The sequence below is a fragment of the Pseudomonas sp. TMP9 genome (assembly GCF_037943105.1).
Lineage (GTDB): Bacteria > Pseudomonadota > Gammaproteobacteria > Pseudomonadales > Pseudomonadaceae > Aquipseudomonas.
In genome coordinates this window covers 2,150,001-2,169,388 of the sequence record NZ_CP149803.1, presented here as the reverse complement: position 1 = coordinate 2,169,388, position 19,388 = coordinate 2,150,001, and the positions used below count along the sequence as shown (strand labels likewise).

The 19,388-nt window shown below is 55.6% G+C and carries 17 protein-coding genes, 2 tRNA genes and 1 rRNA gene (1 of these 20 only partly in view); 14 read left to right on the top strand and 6 right to left on the bottom strand.

Features of this window, described 5'->3' with window-relative positions:
- Positions 1 to 21 precede the first annotated feature (21 nt).
- Genes WF513_RS10380 through atpD form a run of 5 tightly spaced genes read right to left on the bottom strand, consistent with a single transcriptional unit; the run spans position 22 to position 3,270 of the window.
- Positions 22 to 723 (bottom strand): F0F1 ATP synthase subunit A, encoded by a 702-nt coding sequence (locus tag WF513_RS10380; RefSeq protein ID WP_339079295.1) that lies wholly within the window; start codon positions 721 to 723, stop codon positions 22 to 24.
- Entirely contained in the window at positions 714 to 1,061 is a 348-nt protein-coding gene (locus WF513_RS10375; RefSeq protein WP_339079294.1) for an ATP synthase subunit I, read from the bottom strand. The genes WF513_RS10380 and WF513_RS10375 overlap by 10 nt, the downstream gene beginning before the upstream one ends.
- Positions 1,045 to 1,389: an AtpZ/AtpI family protein gene (locus tag WF513_RS10370; protein WP_339079293.1), complete on the bottom strand. Its 345-nt coding sequence runs from the start codon at positions 1,387 to 1,389 to the stop codon at positions 1,045 to 1,047. Before WF513_RS10370 ends, WF513_RS10375 begins: the two co-directional genes overlap by 17 nt.
- Complete coding sequence (locus WF513_RS10365; protein ID WP_339079292.1) at positions 1,386 to 1,790, bottom strand: F0F1 ATP synthase subunit epsilon; 405 nt, start codon at positions 1,788 to 1,790, stop codon at positions 1,386 to 1,388. Before WF513_RS10365 ends, WF513_RS10370 begins: the two co-directional genes overlap by 4 nt.
- Positions 1,771 to 3,270 (bottom strand): F0F1 ATP synthase subunit beta, encoded by a 1,500-nt coding sequence (atpD, locus tag WF513_RS10360; RefSeq protein WP_339079291.1) that lies wholly within the window; start codon positions 3,268 to 3,270, stop codon positions 1,771 to 1,773. Before atpD ends, WF513_RS10365 begins: the two co-directional genes overlap by 20 nt.
- A 416-nt stretch (positions 3,271 to 3,686) precedes the next feature.
- Between atpD and WF513_RS10355 the strand changes: the two genes are divergently transcribed.
- Complete coding sequence (locus WF513_RS10355; RefSeq protein WP_339079290.1) at positions 3,687 to 4,295, top strand: PA2778 family cysteine peptidase; 609 nt, start codon at positions 3,687 to 3,689, stop codon at positions 4,293 to 4,295.
- A gap of 64 nt (positions 4,296 to 4,359) precedes the next feature.
- Here the strand turns inward: WF513_RS10355 and WF513_RS10350 are convergent, their stop codons facing one another.
- A complete protein-coding gene (locus WF513_RS10350; RefSeq protein WP_339079289.1) occupies positions 4,360 to 5,643 on the bottom strand; it encodes an FAD-binding oxidoreductase in 1,284 nt (427 codons plus the stop codon).
- A 183-nt stretch (positions 5,644 to 5,826) separates the two neighbouring features.
- Here WF513_RS10350 and WF513_RS10345 point away from each other — a divergent pair.
- The 13 genes from WF513_RS10345 to WF513_RS10285 all read left to right on the top strand — a co-directional run.
- Positions 5,827 to 5,903 (top strand) — tRNA-Val (locus WF513_RS10345).
- A 311-nt stretch (positions 5,904 to 6,214) separates the two neighbouring features.
- A complete protein-coding gene (gene thrS, locus WF513_RS10340; RefSeq protein WP_339079288.1) occupies positions 6,215 to 8,137 on the top strand; it encodes a threonine--tRNA ligase in 1,923 nt (640 codons plus the stop codon).
- The gene (gene infC / locus WF513_RS10335) at positions 8,137 to 8,688 is read left to right on the top strand and encodes a translation initiation factor IF-3 (protein ID WP_171970586.1); all 552 of its coding nucleotides are present in this window, start codon (positions 8,137 to 8,139) and stop codon (positions 8,686 to 8,688) included. The genes thrS and infC overlap by 1 nt, the downstream gene beginning before the upstream one ends.
- Positions 8,689 to 8,748: 60 nt before the next feature.
- Positions 8,749 to 8,943, top strand: coding sequence for a 50S ribosomal protein L35 (gene rpmI / locus WF513_RS10330; RefSeq protein WP_090241698.1), 195 nt, complete (start codon positions 8,749 to 8,751; stop codon positions 8,941 to 8,943).
- A gap of 25 nt (positions 8,944 to 8,968) precedes the next feature.
- Complete coding sequence (gene rplT, locus WF513_RS10325) at positions 8,969 to 9,325, top strand: 50S ribosomal protein L20 (RefSeq protein WP_053121417.1); 357 nt, start codon at positions 8,969 to 8,971, stop codon at positions 9,323 to 9,325.
- Positions 9,326 to 9,420: 95 nt separating this feature from the next.
- A complete protein-coding gene (gene pheS / locus WF513_RS10320; RefSeq protein ID WP_339079287.1) occupies positions 9,421 to 10,437 on the top strand; it encodes a phenylalanine--tRNA ligase subunit alpha in 1,017 nt (338 codons plus the stop codon).
- 45 nt (positions 10,438 to 10,482) lie between these two features.
- The gene (pheT, locus tag WF513_RS10315; RefSeq protein WP_339079286.1) at positions 10,483 to 12,861 is read left to right on the top strand and encodes a phenylalanine--tRNA ligase subunit beta; all 2,379 of its coding nucleotides are present in this window, start codon (positions 10,483 to 10,485) and stop codon (positions 12,859 to 12,861) included.
- Between the two features lie 3 nt (positions 12,862 to 12,864).
- Complete coding sequence (ihfA, locus tag WF513_RS10310; RefSeq protein ID WP_003243414.1) at positions 12,865 to 13,167, top strand: integration host factor subunit alpha; 303 nt, start codon at positions 12,865 to 12,867, stop codon at positions 13,165 to 13,167.
- A complete protein-coding gene (locus WF513_RS10305) occupies positions 13,148 to 13,504 on the top strand; it encodes a MerR family transcriptional regulator (protein WP_339079284.1) in 357 nt (118 codons plus the stop codon). Before ihfA ends, WF513_RS10305 begins: the two co-directional genes overlap by 20 nt.
- 86 nt (positions 13,505 to 13,590) lie before the next feature.
- A tRNA-Pro gene (locus WF513_RS10300) sits at positions 13,591 to 13,667 on the top strand.
- A 677-nt stretch (positions 13,668 to 14,344) separates the two neighbouring features.
- Entirely contained in the window at positions 14,345 to 16,099 is a 1,755-nt protein-coding gene (locus tag WF513_RS10295) for a protein adenylyltransferase SelO family protein (protein WP_339083514.1), read from the top strand.
- Between the two features lie 242 nt (positions 16,100 to 16,341).
- Positions 16,342 to 18,021, top strand: coding sequence for a dihydroxy-acid dehydratase (gene ilvD, locus WF513_RS10290; RefSeq protein ID WP_339079283.1), 1,680 nt, complete (start codon positions 16,342 to 16,344; stop codon positions 18,019 to 18,021).
- 606 nt (positions 18,022 to 18,627) lie between these two features.
- Positions 18,628 to 19,388: ribosomal RNA gene (locus WF513_RS10285) — 16S ribosomal RNA — on the top strand (it continues 776 nt past the right edge of the window).

The window sequence follows — 19,388 nt, the reverse complement described above, 5'->3', positions numbered from 1 at the left end:
TGGATTAGGGGAGGGCAGCAGTCAGGCTTCTGGTGCGGGCGAAGGCGCCTCGGCAGCCTTGCTGCTGCGGGTGGCGGCGGCGATGTACACCGCCGCGAGGATGGTGAAGATGTAGGCCTGGACCATGCCGGTGAGCAGCCCCAGCACGGTCATCACGATGGGGAACACAAAAGGCGTGATCGATAACAGGATGGCGATGATCATCGCGCCGCTCATCATGTTGCCGAACAGGCGCACCGCCAGCGCCAGGGTGCGTGAGACTTCGCTGATCAGGTTGAAGGGCAGCATGATCAGCGTCGGCTGCATATAGGATTTCAGGTAGGCACCTAGGCCCTGGCCCGAAATGCCGAATAGCGGCACTGCCACCAATACGCACAGGGCCAGCGCGGCTGTGGTCGACAGCGATGCGGTCGGCGGCTCGTAACTGGGAATCACGGTGGCCAGCGCGGCGGCGGCGACAAACAGAAACAGGGTGCCGAGAAAGGCCAGGTAGCGACGTGGGTTCTGCAGGCCGACATCCTTGATCTGGCCCATGATCGCCGTCACCACGATTTCCAGCAGGTTCTGCCAGCGCGAACGTTCATGGCCGGTGGCAAGGCGCCGAGTGATCAGCGCAGCGCCCACCACCAACACGGCCATCAATGCCCAGGTGAAGACAATAGTGGCGTTGAGCTTGATAAAGCCGTACTCCCAGAAAATCCAGTTGTCGGGGGTCAGGCGCATGGTGGTTTTCCTCGCGAATGCAGGGGTGATGCCGATGGCGCAAGTGCGGCGGGGTTCGGGCGGGTGATGCGTAAGACCAGCACACGTGCCAGTACAAACCCTAGCAGGCACAGCCCCAGGCGCAGCGGCTGCGTCGCACCGACCATGTAGAAACCCGCGAGTACGATGGCGGTGCGCACAATCAGGCTGGCGATAAACCAGCGCGCCGGTGTCGCCGGTGTCGCCGAGTCGGCGGCACGGCGTACCGTCCACCACAGGCCAGCGAAGAACACCGTACCCAGCGCACCGCCTGCTAGCAGCGCTGCGATTCCGGCCAGCCAGTTAGGGTTGTCGATCATCCTCATCCTCCGGTTCGGCGTGCATCGCCCGGTCTTCTTGGGAGACCCAGTGCCAGGCGTTCAAGCAGCCGATGGTCAGGCCCGCCATCAGCAGTGCCAGGGTCCAGGAACGGCCATCGGGATAGTGCTGGTCGAGCCACAGGCCGAGCGCTGCGCCCAGCAGTGTGGGCACGGCCACCGACCAACCGATCAAGCCCATCATGCCGAGGCCGAACCAGACGCCGGGGGCGCCGTTGCGCCGTGCTTTGAGTTTGCGTGTCGCCTTGGCGCCGACCTGTTCCGCTAGGCTGGGGCTGGCAGGCGGCGTGCGTTTTGGCGCCTGCTTCAAGAGGAGCGCTCGCGCAGCGAAGCGAAGCGTCGCATAAACCCGCTTTCGAGCTTGGCCATCGCGGCACGTACAGCCTGCTGCTGCTCATCCAAGGTGAGGAATTCCTGCTCGACCGCATCACACAGATGCGCCAGATCCGCACCACGCAGCGCATGGCGCACGGAGATCACCACATTCGGCCCGGTCTTAACCAGCACGCCCTCGTCTAAAGCGAGGAATACCTCGCCCTGTGTTTCGCTCTCGAAACTGAATATGCCGGGCACCAGGGACGCGACGCAGTCGAGGCGCTGCGGCAGCAACCCGAATGCACCTTGGGCGGTCTCGACCACCATGCGCGATACATGGGCTTCCTCGGCGAACACCTCGAACGGCAGCAACACCTTAAGCGTCATCAACGGCATGCGCCTGCTCCTGGCTGGGTTCTGGCTTCGTTTCGGGTTCGGGGTCTGACTCAGGTTTTGATTGGGTACTCGACTTGGCCTTGGCTGTGGCTTCATCCACTGCGCCGATCATGTACAGCGCGCTCTCGGGCAGGTCCTTGAATTCATCCGCGAGGATGCGCTCACAGCCGTCCAACGCGTCCGCCAGGCTGACCAGCGTGCCGCTCATATTGGTGAACTGTTCGGTGGTGAAGAACGGTTGGGTGAGGAAGCGCTCTAGCCGCCGTGCCCGCGCCACCACCTTGCGGTCCTCGGGCGACAACTGCTCCAGGCCGAGCATGGCGATGATGTCCTTGAGTTCGGCGTACTGCGCCAATGTGCGGCGAATGGCCTGCGCCAGCCGGTAGTGACGCTCGCCAACAATGCCCGGCGTGACCATTTTTGAACTCGATTGCAGCGGGTCGATAGCCGGGAACAAACCTTCGCTGGCGCGTTTGCGCGACAACACGATGGACGCCGACAGGTGAGAGAAAGTGTGCACCGCCGCCGGGTCGGTAAAGTCGTCAGCCGGTACATACACCGCCTGAATCGAAGTAATCGCGCCGCTGTCGGTGTTGGCGATGCGCTCTTCCAGCGACGCCAGTTCAGTACCCATGGTCGGCTGATAGCCCAAGCGCGATGGCATCCGTCCCATCAACCCGGAGACTTCCGAGCCGGCCTGGATAAAGCGGAAAATATTGTCGATCAGCAGCAGTACATCGCGGTGTTCGTCGTCGCGGAAATACTCGGCCATGGTCAGCGCCGCATGGCCGACGCGAAAGCGCGCGCCCGGCGGCTCGTTCATCTGCGCGAAGATCATCACCATGTGGGGAAGCACCCCGGCAGCCTTCATCTCGCGGTACAACTCTTCGCCTTCGCGCGAACGCTCGCCGATGCCGCAAAAGATGCTCACGCCCTGTTGCTGGCCGACCATGTTGTGGATCATCTCGGTCAGCAGCACCGTCTTGCCGACGCCGGCGCCACCAAACAAACCGGCCTTACCGCCGCGCTCCAGCGGGGTTAGCACGTCGATGGCTTTGATGCCGGTTTCGAATATTTCTGACTTAGTTGAGCGGCGCACCAGCGGTGGCGGCTGGCTGTGCACCGAGCGCCACTGCACGCCTTCCAACGCCGGTTCACGGTCGATGGTGTTGCCAAACACGTCGAACATGCGCGAAAGAATTGGCTTGCCGACTGGAGCCAGTAATGGCCCATCCGTGTTGTGCACCGGCATACCGCGTGCCAAGCCTTGGGTGGGCGTCAGGGCGATACCACGCACGTGGCGCTCATCGCGCTGGGCTAACACCTCAATGGCTATGTGGTTGCCATCGCCGGCGCGCAGCAACGTATGAATGGGCGGCAGCGCGCCCTCGAAACGTATGTCGATCACACTGCCGCGTACCGAAACGATCATGCCGACTTTTGCCGCATCCGCTTCGATTCCAGCTCGGCGTTCCTTCATGCCAATTACTCTCATCAAGTCTGCATGCATTAAGCCAAGGCGCTTAATTTTTAACTTAACTACTCATCACGCCTCGACGGTTTACAGCATGCCTGTAACGCTAGTTGATCACCGTGCGCTAGCGAACACAGGACTGCTGCCACATGACCAAGGCTTCTGTATTCTGTGACGTTATGGGAGGTAGTGCGGGTCGTTAAATGTGAGCGTGATGAGCTTCTAATTTTTCTATTAGCGTAGCCTTGGTTGTTCGCGTTACCAGTTAATCGCACGGACAAGTTGGGTCATTCGCACTTCATCGTTATGCTCGGTGCTACAAATAAGAGAGAAGGTGAGTGATGTTTCAGTCAATTCGGGCGTTAAGACTTCTACCACTCGGCATGCTTTTGCTGCTTGGCGCTTGCGCAAGTGGGCCGCAGTTGCTCCCGCAAACCAAGCAGCTGCCTGAGCGCGTCGAGTTGGCAGATGTGCCGTTCTTTCAACTCAGTGATGCACAGGGCGGGCCCTCGGCATTAGCGGCGCTGCTTAATCATCACGGGGTTATCAGCAGCCCAGGATTGGTCGATGAGCGCATGCAGCAGCTGGCCAAAGGGCAAAGCCCACAAGCCGCGCTTGCAGCGGCGGCGCGGTCTTATGAGCTGTTGGTTTATCCCTTGCCCGGCAATTTGGACGCTCTGATGCAGCAGGTGTCGGCTGGGCACCCGGTATTGCTGATGCAAGATCGCCTGTTTGCTGGGCCAGGCTCGCAGTTTGCTGTGTTGGTTGGCTATGACCAGCGCGAGCGCACGCTGGTGCTGCGTTCAGGCAATTCCCGGCGTTGGTACACCAGCTTCGCCAGCTTTGATAATGCTTGGAGCGAAGCGGGGCGCTGGGCGGTACTGATTCAGCCGACCAGCCAATTACCCGCGCAAGCCGATAAGGACGTGTGGCTGAATGCAGCCCGTGATTTACAACAGCAAGGCCGCGGCGAAGCTGCGCAACGTGCGTTGCGCAGCGCACGGCAGGTTTGGCCGAATGCGGCGCTATAAAAGCGTTTAAAAGATAGAAAGCAAAACGGCACCTCTGCGGTGCCGTTTTTTTGCGCGGTTGTTATTACATGCCTAACTTGTCGCGCAAGGTGTAGTACCACGCGCCCAGCGCACTGAACGGCACTTGGAACAGGCGACCGCCGGGGAACGGATAGTGCGGCAAATCAGCGAAGGCATCGAAACGCTCAGCCTGGCCACGCAGCGCCTCAGCCAGCACCTTGCCGGCCAAGTGGGTGTACGTCACGCCATGGCCGCTGCAACCTTGTGAGTAATAGATGTTGTCGCCCAAACGACCGACTTGCGGCAGGCGCGATAACGTCAGCAGGAAGTTGCCGGTCCAGGCGTAGTCGATCTTCACATCTTTCAACTGCGGGAAGGCTTTGAGCATTTTCGGGCGAATAATGGCCTCAATGTTTGCTGGGTCGCGTGCGCCATACACCACACCGCCGCCAAAGATCAGGCGGTTGTCGCCACTCAGGCGGTAGTAGTCGAGCAGGTAGTTGCAGTCTTCGACGCAGTAATCCTGTGGTAACAGGCTCTTAGCCAGCTCGGCCGATAACGGCTCAGTGGTGATCACTTGAGTGCCGCACGGCATCGACTTGGCCGACAGCTCTGGGATCAGGTTGCCTAAATAGGCATTGCCAGCAACGACTACAAACTTGGCTTTGATCCGGCCGTTAGGGGTGTGCACAACGGGGTTGGCGCCGCGCTCGATACGAACAGCTGGCGATTGTTCGTAAATCACTCCACCAAGGGATTCCACTGCAGCCGCTTCACCCAGCGCCAGGTTCAGCGGATGAATATGGCCGCCGCTCATGTCCAGCATGCCGCCGGCATAGATGTCGGTCCCCACAACGTCTTGGATGCGCTTGGCGTCCATCAACTCAAGCTGGGTGTGGCCGTAACGTTCCCAGAGTTTTTTCTGCGACTCCAAGTGCTTCATATGCTTGGGCGTATTGGCGGCAAACACGCCGCCGTCCTTGAGGTCGCATTGGATGTTGTAGGTAGCAATGCGTTCGCGGATGATCCGGGCGCCTTCAAATGCCATATCACCAAGCAGTTGTGCTTGCTTAGGCGCGCAGCTGCGCTCGATCACATCGATATCGCGGCTATAGCTGTTGACGATCTGCCCGCCATTGCGACCCGATGCGCCAAATCCAACTTTGGCGGCTTCTACAATGCAGACCTTAAAACCGTTTTCCAGCAGCGCGATAGCCGTCGACAGGCCGGTATAACCTGCGCCGATCACGCACACGTCTGTTTCGACTTCACCGTTGAGCTCCGGGCGAGCCGGAACCGCATTAGCTGAGGCCGCGTAGTAGGATTGTGGATAAGCTGTGTGCGCCATTTTGCACCTCTGTTCTTTATTTTTTACGAATGGACGGATGCTACCTGAGTTAAAAATGCCCGGCTAGTGGCCTGTGCGAAATATTAAACGCACTGCTGAACAGTAAAAAATACAGTTATTCAGGCAGTTAGCAAAAAACCTGTTGACACTTTTGGGCTCGGCCGTAAAATGCGCACCCATTGTAGGCACGTAGCTCAGTTGGTTAGAGCACCACCTTGACATGGTGGGGGTCGTTGGTTCGAGTCCAATCGTGCCTACCAAATTTGGTAGATTAAAGGTCGCTTAGGCGGCCTTTTTTTGTGGTTCGCTCGTCCGGTTGTCATGCCTTGCTAGCCTGCTGTGCGATGTTAAGTCCGCGTGCAGTCATGCTCTTGGCGTGTTGTCAGTTGACGCGGCTTGCTGCAAACATCTTAACGATTACTGTTATTCAAACCTCCAGTGACTGCGGTTCGGTTTTGGTTTGGCTTATACGCTTCTGCCTCTGTACGGCAGGTATACCGCCGAATCGCTTACTGGCTCATCCCAACCCATGTGGCCTTTGGTAGAGGTCACCACTAGGAGAGGAGGCGCCATGCCCATCATTACTCTTCCCGACGGCAGTCAGCGTCCATTTGATCACCCGGTATCCGTACTTGAGGTGGCGCAATCTATTGGTGCTGGCTTGGCTAAGGCTACGGTGGCCGGTAAGGTCAACGGTAAACTGGTTGATGCGTGTGACCTGATCAGCAGCGACGCGACCCTGCAGATCATTACGCCGAAAGACCAGGAAGGGCTCGAAATTATTCGCCATTCCTGCGCCCACTTGATCGGTCATGCGGTTAAGCAGTTATTCCCGACTGCCAGAATGGTGATTGGCCCTGTCATTGATGACGGTTTCTATTACGACATCGCCTTCGAGCGCCCCTTCACTCTAGATGATGTGGCGGCGATTGAGCAGCGCATGCAGCAGCTGATCGAGAAAGATTACGACGTCATCAAGAAAGTGACGCCGCGAGCTGAGGTTATTGATCTGTTCACTGCGCGTGGCGAAGACTACAAGCTGCGCTTGGTCAGTGACATGCCGGATGAGCAGGCCATGGGTCTGTACTACCACGAAGAATACGTCGACATGTGCCGCGGCCCGCACGTGCCAAACACCCGCTTTCTTAAAGCATTCAAGCTGACCAAATTGTCCGGCGCATACTGGCGTGGCGATGCTAAGAATGAGCAGTTACAGCGCGTGTATGGCACTGCTTGGGCAGACAAGAAGCAGTTGGCTGCTTATACCTTGCGTATTGAGGAGGCTGAAAAGCGCGACCATCGCAAGATTGGCAAGCGCCTCAATCTATTCCACACCCAGGAAGAAGCGCCGGGCATGGTGTTTTGGCACCCCAATGGCTGGACCATTTATCAGGTGCTTGAGCAGTACATGCGTGCTGTGCAGCGTGAAAACGGCTATCAGGAAATCAAAACCCCGCAAATTGTTGACCGCGTGCTGTGGGAAAAATCCGGGCATTGGGGTAATTACGCCGACAACATGTTCACCACGGAGTCGGAGAGCCGCGATTACGCGATTAAGCCGATGAACTGCCCTTGCCACGTGCAGGTGTTCAATCAGGGGCTTAAAAGCTACCGCGAATTACCGCTGCGTTTGGCTGAGTTTGGTTCCTGCCACCGTAATGAGGCGTCAGGCGCGCTGCATGGCATCATGCGCGTGCGTGGCTTCACTCAAGATGACGCGCATATTTTCTGCACAGAAGAGCAGGTCAGGAAAGAAGCTGCAGACTTTATCAAGCTGACACTGCAGGTTTATGCAGATTTTGGTTTCAGCGATGTCAAAATGAAGCTCTCCACGCGCCCAGCCAAGCGGGTGGGTGACGATGCATTCTGGGATCGTGCTGAAGAGGCGCTGGCTAACGCGCTGAATGAGGCCGGTTTGCCTTGGGAGTATTTGCCAGGGGAGGGTGCGTTTTACGGCCCGAAGATCGAGTTCACCTTGCTCGACTGTCTCGGCCGCGCTTGGCAGTGTGGCACTTTGCAGTACGATCCGAACATGCCGCAGCGTTTGGATGCCAGTTACGTTTCTGAAGATAACAGCCGTAAAGTGCCGGTTATGTTGCACCGCGCAATTCTCGGATCGTTCGAGCGCTTTATCGGTATTTTGATCGAGCACTACGAAGGCGCATTCCCGGCGTGGTTGGCTCCCAATCAAGCGGTAGTGATGAATATCACTGACAAACAGGCTGATTTCGCCCTTGAGGTTGAAAAAACACTCAATCAAAGCGGCTTTCGTGCCAAGTCTGACTTGAGGAACGAGAAGATAGGCTTTAAAATCCGCGAGCATACTTTGCTCAAGGTTCCTTATCTCTTGGTTATTGGAGATCGGGAGGTTGAGACAAAAACTGTCGCTGTGCGTACCCGTGAAGGTGCTGATCTGGGCTCAATGTCCGTTTCTCAATTCGCTGATTTTCTTACGCAGGCGGTTTCCCGGCGTGGTCGCCAAGATTTGGAGTAATTATTATTAAGCGTGAAATGAGACAAGACAAACGAGCTGCACCGAAAGCCCCGATCAACGAGAATATCTCGGCACGTGAGGTTCGTTTAATTGGCGCTGAGGGTGAGCAGCTTGGGATTGTGTCAATTGAAGACGCGCTTCTTAAGGCCGAAGAGGCCAAGCTGGATCTGGTAGAAATTTCTGCCGACGCAGTGCCGCCTGTTTGCAAGCTGATGGATTACGGTAAGTCGATCTTCGAAAAGAAGAAGCAAGTGGCTGCTGCAAAGAAAAATCAGAAGCAGATTCAGGTTAAAGAAATCAAGTTTCGTCCAGGGACGGAGGAAGGGGATTACCAGGTAAAACTACGCAACCTGGTACGTTTCCTTAGTGATGGGGACAGGGCCAAGGTATCGCTTCGATTCCGCGGCCGTGAGATGGCGCATCAGGAGCTGGGCATGGAGTTGTTGAAGCGAGTTGAAGGTGACTTGCTTGAATACGGCACCGTTGAACAGCATCCAAAGATGGAAGGACGCCAGCTGATAATGGTCATCGCCCCCAAAAAGAAGAAGTAACCACCAGGGCACGGCAGGCCTTACGGTTATGTTTATCAACTGAATGCGGAGTATCCGAACATGCCAAAGATGAAAACTAAGAGTGGTGCAGCCAAGCGTTTTCTTAAAACCGCTAACGGCTTCAAGCACAAGCACGCTTTCAAGAGCCACATCCTGACCAAGATGTCCACTAAGCGTAAGCGTCATCTGCGCGGTAGCACCATGGTGCATCCGTCTGACGTAGCAAAAGTGGCGCGCATGCTGCGCGTTCGTTAATCGGTCAAGATAGAGGAAATGACTCATGGCTCGTGTTAAGCGCGGCGTTATCGCTCGCAAGCGTCACAAAAAAATTCTGAAACTCGCTAAAGGTTACTACGGCGCACGCTCACGCGTGTTCCGCGTTGCCAAGCAAGCGGTGATCAAGGCAGGCCAGTATGCCTACCGCGACCGTCGCCAGAAAAAACGTCAGTTCCGCGCTCTGTGGATCGCTCGTATCAACGCTGGTGCACGTGTAAACGGACTGTCTTACAGCCGTTTCATTGCTGGCCTGAAAAAAGCGTCCATTGAGATCGACCGTAAGGTACTGGCTGACCTGGCAGTGAACGAAAAAGCGGCGTTTGCTGCGATTGTCGAGAAAGCGAAAGCCATACTGGCTTAAGTCCCCGACAGTCACCGGGCTCGCCCGGTGCTAAACGTCACCAATAGGGGAAGAGCCTTCAAGCTCTTCCCCTATTTCGTATCTGGAGTCTGTAAATGGAAAATCTGGATGTGCTGGTCTCGCAAGCGCTTGAGGCCGTTAGCCACACCGACGATGTGAATGCCCTGGAGCAACTGCGGGTTCACTATCTGGGCAAGAAAGGCGAATTGACCCAGGTGATGAAGACCCTAGGCAATCTGTCGGCTGAAGAACGCCCGCAAGCCGGTGCGTTGATTAATGCTGCAAAAGATCAGGTTCAAGATGCCCTGAATAGCCGTAAGGCAACTCTTGATCACGCTGCGCTGAGCGCCAAGCTCGCCGCCGAAAAAATTGATGTCACGCTGCCAGGTCGTGGTCAGGTATCTGGAGGACTGCATCCTGTTACCCGTACCCTAGAACGTGTGGAGCAGTTCTTCACGCGAATTGGTTATGGTATTGCCGAAGGGCCTGAGGTCGAAAACGACTACCACAATTTCGAAGCGCTCAATATTCCTGGCCATCACCCCGCGCGGGCGATGCATGACACCTTTTATTTCAATGCGAACATGTTGCTGCGTACCCACACCTCGCCGGTACAAGTGCGCACCATGGAATCTCAGCAACCGCCGATCCGCATTGTTTGCCCTGGCCGGGTGTATCGCTGTGACTCCGATATTACCCATTCACCCATGTTCCACCAGGTTGAAGGGCTTCTGGTTGATGAAGGCGTGAGCTTCGCTGACCTCAAAGGTACTATCGAAGAATTCCTGCGGGTGTTCTTCGAAAAGCCATTGGGCGTGCGTTTTCGTCCCTCGTTCTTTCCCTTCACCGAGCCGTCTGCTGAAGTCGATATGCAGTGTGTAATCTGTAGCGGCAAAGGTTGCCGCGTGTGCAAGCAGACTGGCTGGCTGGAAGTGATGGGCTGCGGCATGGTGCACCCCAATGTGTTGCGCATGTCGGGCATTGATCCGGAAAAGTACTCGGGCTTTGCTTTCGGTATGGGTGTTGAGCGTCTGGCTATGCTGCGTTATGGCGTCAACGACTTACGGCTGTTCTTTGATAACGATTTGCGGTTTTTGGCGCAATTTCGCTAGCGCCCTCGCATTGCGTAATCGAATTGGTTCAGGAGAACAGGCAGTATGAAATTCAGTGAAAAATGGCTGCGTAGCTGGGTTAACCCACAAGTATTGCGTGACGATCTGGTTGCTCGCCTATCCATGGCTGGCCTTGAAGTTGATAGCGTGTCGTTAGTGGCTGGCGTCTTTAGTGGCGTGGTCGTGGGTGAAGTGCTGAGCACCGAGCCGCATCCCGATGCCGATAAGCTGCGTGTGTGCCAAGTCAGCAGTGGTGCGGAAACCTTCCAAGTGGTGTGCGGCGCGCCGAACGTGCGTCCTGGCCTGAAGATTCCGTTCGCCATGATCGGCGCCGAACTGCCCGGCGACTTCAAAATCAAGAAAGCCAAGCTACGCGGTGTTGATTCCAACGGCATGCTCTGCTCGGCCTCCGAGTTGCAGATCAGTGAAGACAATGACGGCCTGATGGAGTTGCCGGCAGATGCGCCGGTCGGCCAAGATATCCGCACCTATCTGGATCTGGAGGATGCCAGCATAGAAGTTGATCTGACGCCTAATCGTGGTGATTGTTTGTCACTGGCGGGCCTGGCTCGTGAGGTCGGTGCTTTGTACGCTGCACCCGTCACGCGTCCGGTCGTTGCAGTCGTTGCGCCGAGCCATGATGAAGTGCGGTCGGTTGAGATTTTGGCTGCACACGCCTGTCCGCGTTACCTCGGGCGTGTTGTACGTAATGTTGATTTATCCAAGCCGACGCCGTTATGGATGGTCGAGCGTTTGCGTCGTGCTGATGTGCGCAGCATTGACGCTGCCGTTGATATCACCAACTACGTGATGCTCGAGCTGGGTCAACCGATGCATGCTTTCGATCTCGCTGAGATCAATGGCGGTATTCGTGTGCGCATGGCGGAGGAGGGCGAGAAGCTCGTTCTGCTTGACGGTCAAGAAGTCAGCTTGCGCAGCGATACACTGGTAATCGCCGATCATAATCGTGCCCTGGCAATTGCCGGCGTGATGGGTGGCGAACATAGCGGTGTGAATGACAAGACCCGTCACCTATTCCTCGAAAGTGCGTTTTTCGACACCATTGCTATTGCAGGTAAAGCGCGCTCTTACGGTTTGCATACGGATGCTTCGCACCGCTTCGAGCGGGGGGTGGACTGGCAGCTGGCACGCGAGGCAATGGAGCGGGCGACCGGTCTGCTGCTGGATATCGTCGGCGGTGAAGCCGGTCCGATTATCGAAGTCGTCAAGCATGAGTATTTGCCAAACGTTGCGCCTGTTACGCTGCGTGCTGAGCGTATCGAGCAGATGCTCGGTCTGAAGATGGATGATGCAGAAATTGTCCGCTTGTTAGCCGCTTTAGGCTTGAGTGTCCAAGCCGATGGCGAAGCACAGTGGCAGGTCGATGTGCCGAGTCATCGTTTCGATATCAGCCTTGAAGTCGATCTGATCGAAGAGCTAGCCCGTCTGTATGGCTACAACCGCTTGCCCGTGCGCTACCCGCAAGCGCGTTTAGCTCCGCAATCAAAGGCTGAGGCGGCTATCGAGCTGCCTGCACTGCGCCGTTTGCTGGTCGCGCGCGGCTATCAGGAAGCGATCACCTACAGTTTTATCGACCCCAAATTATTCGAGCTTTTCAATCCTGGTGTTTCGCCGCTGCTGCTGGCCAACCCGATCTCTGCTGATATGGCCGCCATGCGCTCTTCGCTGTGGCCAGGCTTGGTAAAAGCGCTTGAGTACAACCTCAATCGTCAGCAATCACGTGTGCGTCTGTTCGAAAGTGGTTTACGTTTTGTCGGCCAGCTCGACGGGTTGCAACAAGAGCCCATGCTAGCCGGTGTTATCTGTGGCGCTCGCCTGCCTGAAGGATGGGCTCATAGCCGTGATGATGTCGACTTCTATGACATTAAAGCCGATGTCGAAGCGCTATTGGCCAGTGCCGGTGCGGGTGATGGTTTTGCATTTTTACCTGGCGAACATGCAGCTCTGCATCCGGGTCAAACGGCGCGTATTGAGCGGGAAGGACGGCTAGTCGGTTTTCTCGGTGCTATTCACCCTGAGTTGTCGAAGGTGTTGGGACTGGATCGTGCGGTTTACATGTTTGAATTGGTACTGGGCGAAATTACTCAGGGGTTCATGCCTAAGTTCCAAGAGCTTTCTAAGTTCCCAGAAGTGCGGCGTGACCTTGCTGTGCTGGTCGAGCGTGACGTGCCTGCGCAAGATTTGCTCGACGCAATTCATGAAGCTGCAGGCGAATGGCTGACAGACCTCAAGCTATTTGACGTGTATCACGGTAAAGGTATTGATCCGCAAAGAAAAAGCCTTGCCGTTGGCTTGACCTGGCAGCATCCGTCGCGCACTCTTAATGACGATGAGGTGAGCGCAACAACGTTAAATATTCTCACCTGCCTAGAACAAAGGTTCAACGCCACGTTAAGGAAGTAGCGTATGGGGGCTCTGACGAAAGCTGAGATGGCGGAACGTCTGTATGAAGAGCTTGGCCTGAACAAGCGAGAAGCCAAGGAATTGGTGGAGCTCTTTTTTGAGGAGATCCGTCAAGCGTTGGAACTCAACGAACAGGTGAAGCTCTCGGGGTTCGGCAATTTTGATCTGCGCGACAAGCGTCAGCGCCCCGGTCGCAATCCAAAAACAGGAGAGGAGATTCCCATTACGGCTCGCCGTGTGGTGACCTTCCGTCCAGGCCAAAAACTTAAAGCCAGGGTCGAAGCGTATGCTGGAACCAAGTCATAACGACGAACTGCCCGTCATACCTGGCAAACGTTATTTCACCATAGGTGAGGTCAGCGAACTCTGCGCTGTTAAACCGCACGTGCTGCGTTATTGGGAGCAAGAATTTCCTCAGCTCAATCCAGTTAAGCGACGCGGGAACCGGCGCTACTATCAGCGCCAAGATGTGCTGATGATTCGCCAGATCCGTGCGCTATTGTATGACCAAGGCTTCACCATTGGTGGTGCACGGCAGCGTCTTTCCGGTGATGAGGCCAAAGATGACAACACTCAGTACAGGCAACTAATCAAGCAAATGATCACTGAGCTTGAAGACGTATTGCTGGTACTTAGAAAGTAGTTATATTTAAAAAGTTTACATATTTCATAAGCTTAGTGTATATTCTGAAACGTTTTCGGGTTTCCGGAAATAGATTCACGCCTAGTCGGGGCGTAGCGCAGTCCGGTAGCGCACTAGCATGGGGTGCTAGGGGTCGAGTGTTCGAATCACTCCGTCCCGACCATAAATATAAAAAAAATCCAATCACCTAGCGGTGGTTGGATTTTTTTATGGGCGAGTGTTTTTGGTGAAGCGAATTTTTACCATGCTTTTTACCTCGCTTATGATTTTTATGATCAATCGTGCTCTGAGTGGGGCTGCGCCAAGCTTAAAAAGTCATCCGCAATTTCGGAATAAATTTCCGTGTGGTCGACCTTCGTTAGCGTGTAAAGACTCTCTAACCTAGCTCAGTCCTTCTTAATAACGTGCTTGGCGTTTGCAGCGTATTCTTTATTAACGTGCTCAATGCGGTGTTTGTATTTTATGATATGGGCGCCGTGCTTTCGAAAAATCCCACGCAGACGTTCATGGCCACAGGCGTCGGCCTTGGCAGGAGCGGCGTAGAAGGGTTCTCGGTCATCCTGCCAAACCATGATGACCGGGGTTCCTACGCGCGCCTGAGTCGGGAGTAGGGCAGTAGCCCAGCGCTTTCAGGGTTGCAGGTAGCCAAATCCACCAAGGTATGGATGCCTCTACTGTTTCTGGATTTATGCTCACAGTGGCTTCGCGTCCTTGCAAGTGACACGGCTGCAAGGCGTTGCAGTTATGCTTAAGGCAATTGCCCTGGAAATCGAAGAAATTGTCGATACCACCACATCGCGGCGCGCAAACAGCCGTTTTATCCGCGCCAGAGGTGGCCTTATGAAGAATCGACCCGCTCCGGAAATCGCCGCACTGTCGGCCCCCGTGGCAACGCTCGACGATCTCGCCAAGTTGGCCAACTACTCGCTAATGGACACGCTCAACTGCGATCCACAGGCGACAGCCGACGGCGCCGACCATGCGCCGCGCCAAGTGTTTAGCGGCCACTATGTGCCGGTCCAACCCACGCCAATCAAAGACCCAGAGTATGTCGCGCACAGTCAAATTTTTTTCCGCGAGCTAAATTTTGCCGACAGTTTGGCGCAGTCGGCAGATTTTGTGCGGATGTTTTCTGGCGACCTTACCCACGTTCCGCTGCCGCTACGCAAGGTCGGCTGGGCGACGGGCTATGCACTGTCTATCTACGGTAAAGAGTATTACCAGCAGTGCCCGTTCCGAACCGGCAACGGCTATGGCGACGGTCGCGCATTGTCCGTGCTGGAGGCCGTGATCAATGGTCGTCGTTGGGAAATGCAGCTCAAAGGTGGCGGCCGCACGCCCTACTGCCGAGGTGCGGACGGTCGCGCGGTGCTGCGCTCGAGTGTCCGCGAGTTCCTCGCGCAAGAACATATGCACGCGCTCGGCGTGCCAACTTCACGCGCGCTGAGTTTGTACGTTTCGAAAACTGAACAGGTCCAGCGGCCGTGGTACTCGCAGGGCTCGCACGCGCAGGACCCTGACCGGCTTATAACGGAGGCCGTCGCCATAACGACGCGAGTTGCCCCCTCGTTTATTCGTGTCGGCCAACTCGAGCTGTTCGGTCGTCGGGCGCGCAAGGAAGAACATCCGCAAGCGCTGCAGGAGCTCGAGCAACTGGTGTTGCACCTGATCGCGCGTGAGTACGCAGAAGTTATTGATCCACAACTCAACATTGGCGCCAAGGTGCTGTTGCTGGCGGGCGCATTCCGCAGTCGCCTGACTGCGTTGGTGGCGAACTGGATCCGTGTCGGCTATTGCCAGGGCAACTTCAACGGGGACAACTGTGCGGCCGGTGGCTTCACTCTTGACTACGGCCCCTTCGGATTCTGCGAGGTGTTCGACCCTTTCTACCAGCCATGGACGGGTGGCGGAGAGCATTTCTCATTCCTCAATCAACCCGTGGCTGCAGAGCGTAACTTTCAGATGTTTTGTACGGCGTTGCGGCCGTTGCTGGATCCGCTTGAGGACGCGGACTGCTTGCACCAACTCGACGATATTTGCAGTGGCTTTGCGGCAGTGATGCAAGCGCAAATGCAACAGATGTGGGCCGCCAAACTGGGGTTGGGCACATTTCATCCGACGCTCTTCAGTGAGTTGGAAACGTTGATGCGGCAAACGCCGGTTGATTACAGCCTGTTCTTCCGCGAACTCTCGAGTCTGCCTGACGATATTGAGCCCCTGAAAAAGAGCTTCTACCAAGGCTCTTTAGGAGACCGTCAAGGACTGGAATTACGCTGGTCCAAGTGGCTAAAACAATGGCAAACACTCGTCGGCGTCGGCACGAGCGACGAGAGCACGGATCAGCGCCGCAATCGTGAGGAGCTCTCTAGGCAGATGAAGCGGGTCAACCCAAAATATACGTTGCGCGAGTGGTTCCTCGCGCCTGCTTACAGCCAAGCGAGCGCTTGCAACTACGCGCTCGTGCGAGAGCTGCAGGCTGTCATGACACAGCCTTACGCTGAACAGTCACAGGCAGTGGAAGATAGCTACCATCGGCGCAAACCCGCTGAGCTGTTTAATGTCGGTGGTTTGTCGCATCTGAGTTGCTCGTCATAACGTATCAAGCGCTGATCTGTGCTGTAGCAGCTTTTATTAAGCCCAAGCCATGGCGCCGTCACATACTAGGTAACAGTTACAAGACTAGTACTGGACAGGCGAGAGCTTGATCATGTCTTGAATGCGCATGACTAAGGTACTGCACCGCTGATGGCAATACGCGCTATCGAGATAATCATGGGCCATTTATTGACTTGGCGCGGCATGCACATATGTTCCGAACGCCACTTTGAGGATTTGAGATGACTGACATCACCGAGCATATGCGCAAGTACTCTTCTTTAGTCGTTGATGGCATTGAGGCGACTCCCGCCCGCTCGATGTTGCGTGCCGTTGGTTTCACCGATGAGGACTTCAAAAAGCCGCAAGTCGGTATCGCTTCGACGTGGGCCAATGTCACTCCCTGCAACATGCACATCGATAAGCTCGCGGAAGAGGCCGAAAAAGGTGCCAATGCTGCAGGCGGCAAGGCGGTCATTTTTAACACTATCACCGTTTCAGACGGCATCGCCAACGGCACCGAGGGCATGAAGTATTCGCTGGTCTCGCGTGAGGTTATCGCCGACTCCATCGAAACTGTAGTCGGCTGCCAGGGTTTCGATGGAGTTGTCGCTGTAGGTGGCTGTGATAAGAACATGCCCGGCTGTCTGATCGGTATAGCCCGACTGAATCGCCCAGCGATCTTCGTCTACGGTGGCACCATCAAACCCGGCAGCGGCCACACCGACATTATCTCAGTGTTCGAGGCGGTGGGTCAGCAGGCCAAGGGCGAGCTTGACTTAATCCAACTGAAACACATTGAAGAAACCGCAATACCGGGGCCTGGCTCCTGCGGTGGTATGTACACGGCCAACACCATGGCATCCGCCATCGAGGCTATGGGCATGTCACTGCCGGGCTCCTCGGCACAGGATGCCATCTCCAGCGACAAAGCCTCGGACTCCTTCCGAGCCGGCCAACAGGTGTTGGAGTTGATCGCGCTCGACATCAAACCGCGTGACATCATGACGCGCAAAGCCTTCGAGAACGCCATCCGCGTGATTATCGCGCTGGCCGGATCCACCAACGGCGTATTGCACTTACTGGCTATGGCCCATGCTGTTGATGTGCCGCTAACGCTGGAAGATTTCAACACGATTGGCAAGACCACACCGGTGCTGGCTGACCTGCGTCCCAGTGGTCAGTACATGATGTCCGAATTGGTTGCCATCGGCGGTATCCAGCCACTGATGAAGCGCATGCTCGACGCCGGCTTGCTGCACGGTGATGTACTCACCGTCACGGGCAAAACCCTGGCCGAAAACTTAGCCAACGTCGCCGACTATCCAGCGGGCCAGACCATCATTCGCGCCTTCGACCAGCCGATCAAGAAAGACTCACACCTCGTCATTTTGCATGGCAACCTAGCGCCAACAGGCTCAGTCGCCAAAATTACTGGTAAGGAAGGTCTGCGCTTCGAAGGCACTGCACGTGTCTACAACCGAGAGGAAGAGGCATTGGCAGGCATCCTCGATGGCGAGGCGGTCGCAGGCGATGTCATCGTGATCCGTTACGAGGGCCCTAAAGGTGGGCCGGGTATGCGTGAAATGCTTTCGCCAACCTCAGCCATCATGGGTAAGGGGCTCGGTAAAGATGTTGCACTCATCACTGACGGCCGCTTCTCCGGCGGTTCACACGGGTTTGTGGTCGGTCACATGACGCCAGAGGCTTTTGATGGCGGCCCGATTGCACTGATTGAAAACGGCGACACCATTATTATTGATGCTGAAACCCGCGAAATTCGTGTTGCGGTATCTGATGCCGTTCTCGCTGAGCGCCATGCGCGCTGGACACAACCGGCACCGCTCTACACGCGAGGTGTGCTTGCTAAGTACGCAAAGCTTGTTTCAAGCGCGGCGGAGGGTGCCGTCACCGACAAGTAGCCGATCGATACAGTTCAAGAGGAGTGCTTGTGGCTCCAATGCTTGGAAAAGTGCAACAAACGATTGACCTTCTGGGCGCTGCCCCTATAATTCGCGCTCTCAAGGCATATGCAGCTGCTTAAATCTCTTATAAATCAATAAGTTAGTTTAAGATAACGGTTGCAAAGCAGCGAAAGCTGCGTAGAATGCGCATCACTGCAAGGGTGGTTGTTTAGCCCGACCAGTGCTTCGGTCAAGTGGATCGAAAGCGGTAAAAGAGGCGGTTGACAGCGGGTTTAAACGCTGTATTATTCGCCTCCCGCTGACGAGAAGCTTAAGGCTGAGCGAAGGCGCAAGTGGTTGAAGTAGAAAAGAAATTTTCAAACTTCAAATAGAAAAACCACTTGACGGAAGATGAGGCTGCTGTAGAATGCGCGCCTCGGTTGAGACGAAAGAATCAACCACCCGCTCTTTAACAACTGAATCAAGCAATTCGTGTGGGTGCTTGTGAGGTAAGACTGCTAGTCGCAAGATTATCAGCATCACAAGTTACTCCGCGAGAAATCAAAGATGTAACCAACGATTGCTGAGCTAAGTTTAGGGTTTTCTCAAAACCCAAGCAGTATTGAACTGAAGAGTTTGATCATGGCTCAGATTGAACGCTGGCGGCAGGCCTAACACATGCAAGTCGAGCGGTAGAGAGAAGCTTGCTTCTCTTGAGAGCGGCGGACGGGTGAGTAATGCCTAGGAATCTGCCTAGTGGTGGGGGATAACGTTCGGAAACGGACGCTAATACCGCATACGTCCTACGGGAGAAAGCGGGGGACCTTCGGGCCTCGCGCCATTAGATGAGCCTAGGTCGGATTAGCTAGTTGGTGGGGTAAAGGCTCACCAAGGCGACGATCCGTAACTGGTCTGAGAGGATGATCAGTCACACTGGAACTGAGACACGGTCCAGACTCCTACGGGAGGCAGCAGTGGGGAATATTGGACAATGGGCGAAAGCCTGATCCAGCCATGCCGCGTGTGTGAAGAAGGTCTTCGGATTGTAAAGCACTTTAAGTTGGGAGGAAGGGTAGTAACTTAATACGTTGCTACTTTGACGTTACCGACAGAATAAGCACCGGCTAACTTCGTGCCAGCAGCCGCGGTAATACGAAGGGTGCAAGCGTTAATCGGAATTACTGGGCGTAAAGCGCGCGTAGGTGGTTCAGTAAGTTGGAAGTGAAATCCCCGGGCTCAACCTGGGAACTGCTTTCAAAACTGCTGAGCTAGAGTACGGTAGAGGGTGGTGGAATTTCCTGTGTAGCGGTGAAATGCGTAGATATAGGAAGGAACACCAGTGGCGAAGGCGACCACCTGGACTGGTACTGACACTGAGGTGCGAA

Excerpts from the sequence above, each read along its gene's own strand:
- WF513_RS10380 (WP_339079295.1), bottom strand. The coding sequence starts at position 723 with ATGCGCCTGACCCCCGACAACTGGATTTTCTGGGAGTACGGCTTTATC.
- WF513_RS10375 (WP_339079294.1), bottom strand. The coding sequence starts at position 1,061 with ATGATCGACAACCCTAACTGGCTGGCCGGAATCGCAGCGCTGCTAGCA.
- WF513_RS10365 (WP_339079292.1), bottom strand. The coding sequence starts at position 1,790 with ATGCCGTTGATGACGCTTAAGGTGTTGCTGCCGTTCGAGGTGTTCGCC.
- atpD (WP_339079291.1), bottom strand. The coding sequence starts at position 3,270 with ATGAAGGAACGCCGAGCTGGAATCGAAGCGGATGCGGCAAAAGTCGGC.
- WF513_RS10350 (WP_339079289.1), bottom strand. The coding sequence starts at position 5,643 with ATGGCGCACACAGCTTATCCACAATCCTACTACGCGGCCTCAGCTAAT.
- thrS (WP_339079288.1), top strand. The coding sequence starts at position 6,215 with ATGCCCATCATTACTCTTCCCGACGGCAGTCAGCGTCCATTTGATCAC.
- rpmI (WP_090241698.1), top strand. The coding sequence starts at position 8,749 with ATGCCAAAGATGAAAACTAAGAGTGGTGCAGCCAAGCGTTTTCTTAAA.
- rplT (WP_053121417.1), top strand. The coding sequence starts at position 8,969 with ATGGCTCGTGTTAAGCGCGGCGTTATCGCTCGCAAGCGTCACAAAAAA.
- pheS (WP_339079287.1), top strand. The coding sequence starts at position 9,421 with ATGGAAAATCTGGATGTGCTGGTCTCGCAAGCGCTTGAGGCCGTTAGC.
- pheT (WP_339079286.1), top strand. The coding sequence starts at position 10,483 with ATGAAATTCAGTGAAAAATGGCTGCGTAGCTGGGTTAACCCACAAGTA.
- ihfA (WP_003243414.1), top strand. The coding sequence starts at position 12,865 with ATGGGGGCTCTGACGAAAGCTGAGATGGCGGAACGTCTGTATGAAGAG.
- WF513_RS10305 (WP_339079284.1), top strand. The coding sequence starts at position 13,148 with ATGCTGGAACCAAGTCATAACGACGAACTGCCCGTCATACCTGGCAAA.
- WF513_RS10295 (WP_339083514.1), top strand. The coding sequence starts at position 14,345 with ATGAAGAATCGACCCGCTCCGGAAATCGCCGCACTGTCGGCCCCCGTG.
- ilvD (WP_339079283.1), top strand. The coding sequence starts at position 16,342 with ATGACTGACATCACCGAGCATATGCGCAAGTACTCTTCTTTAGTCGTT.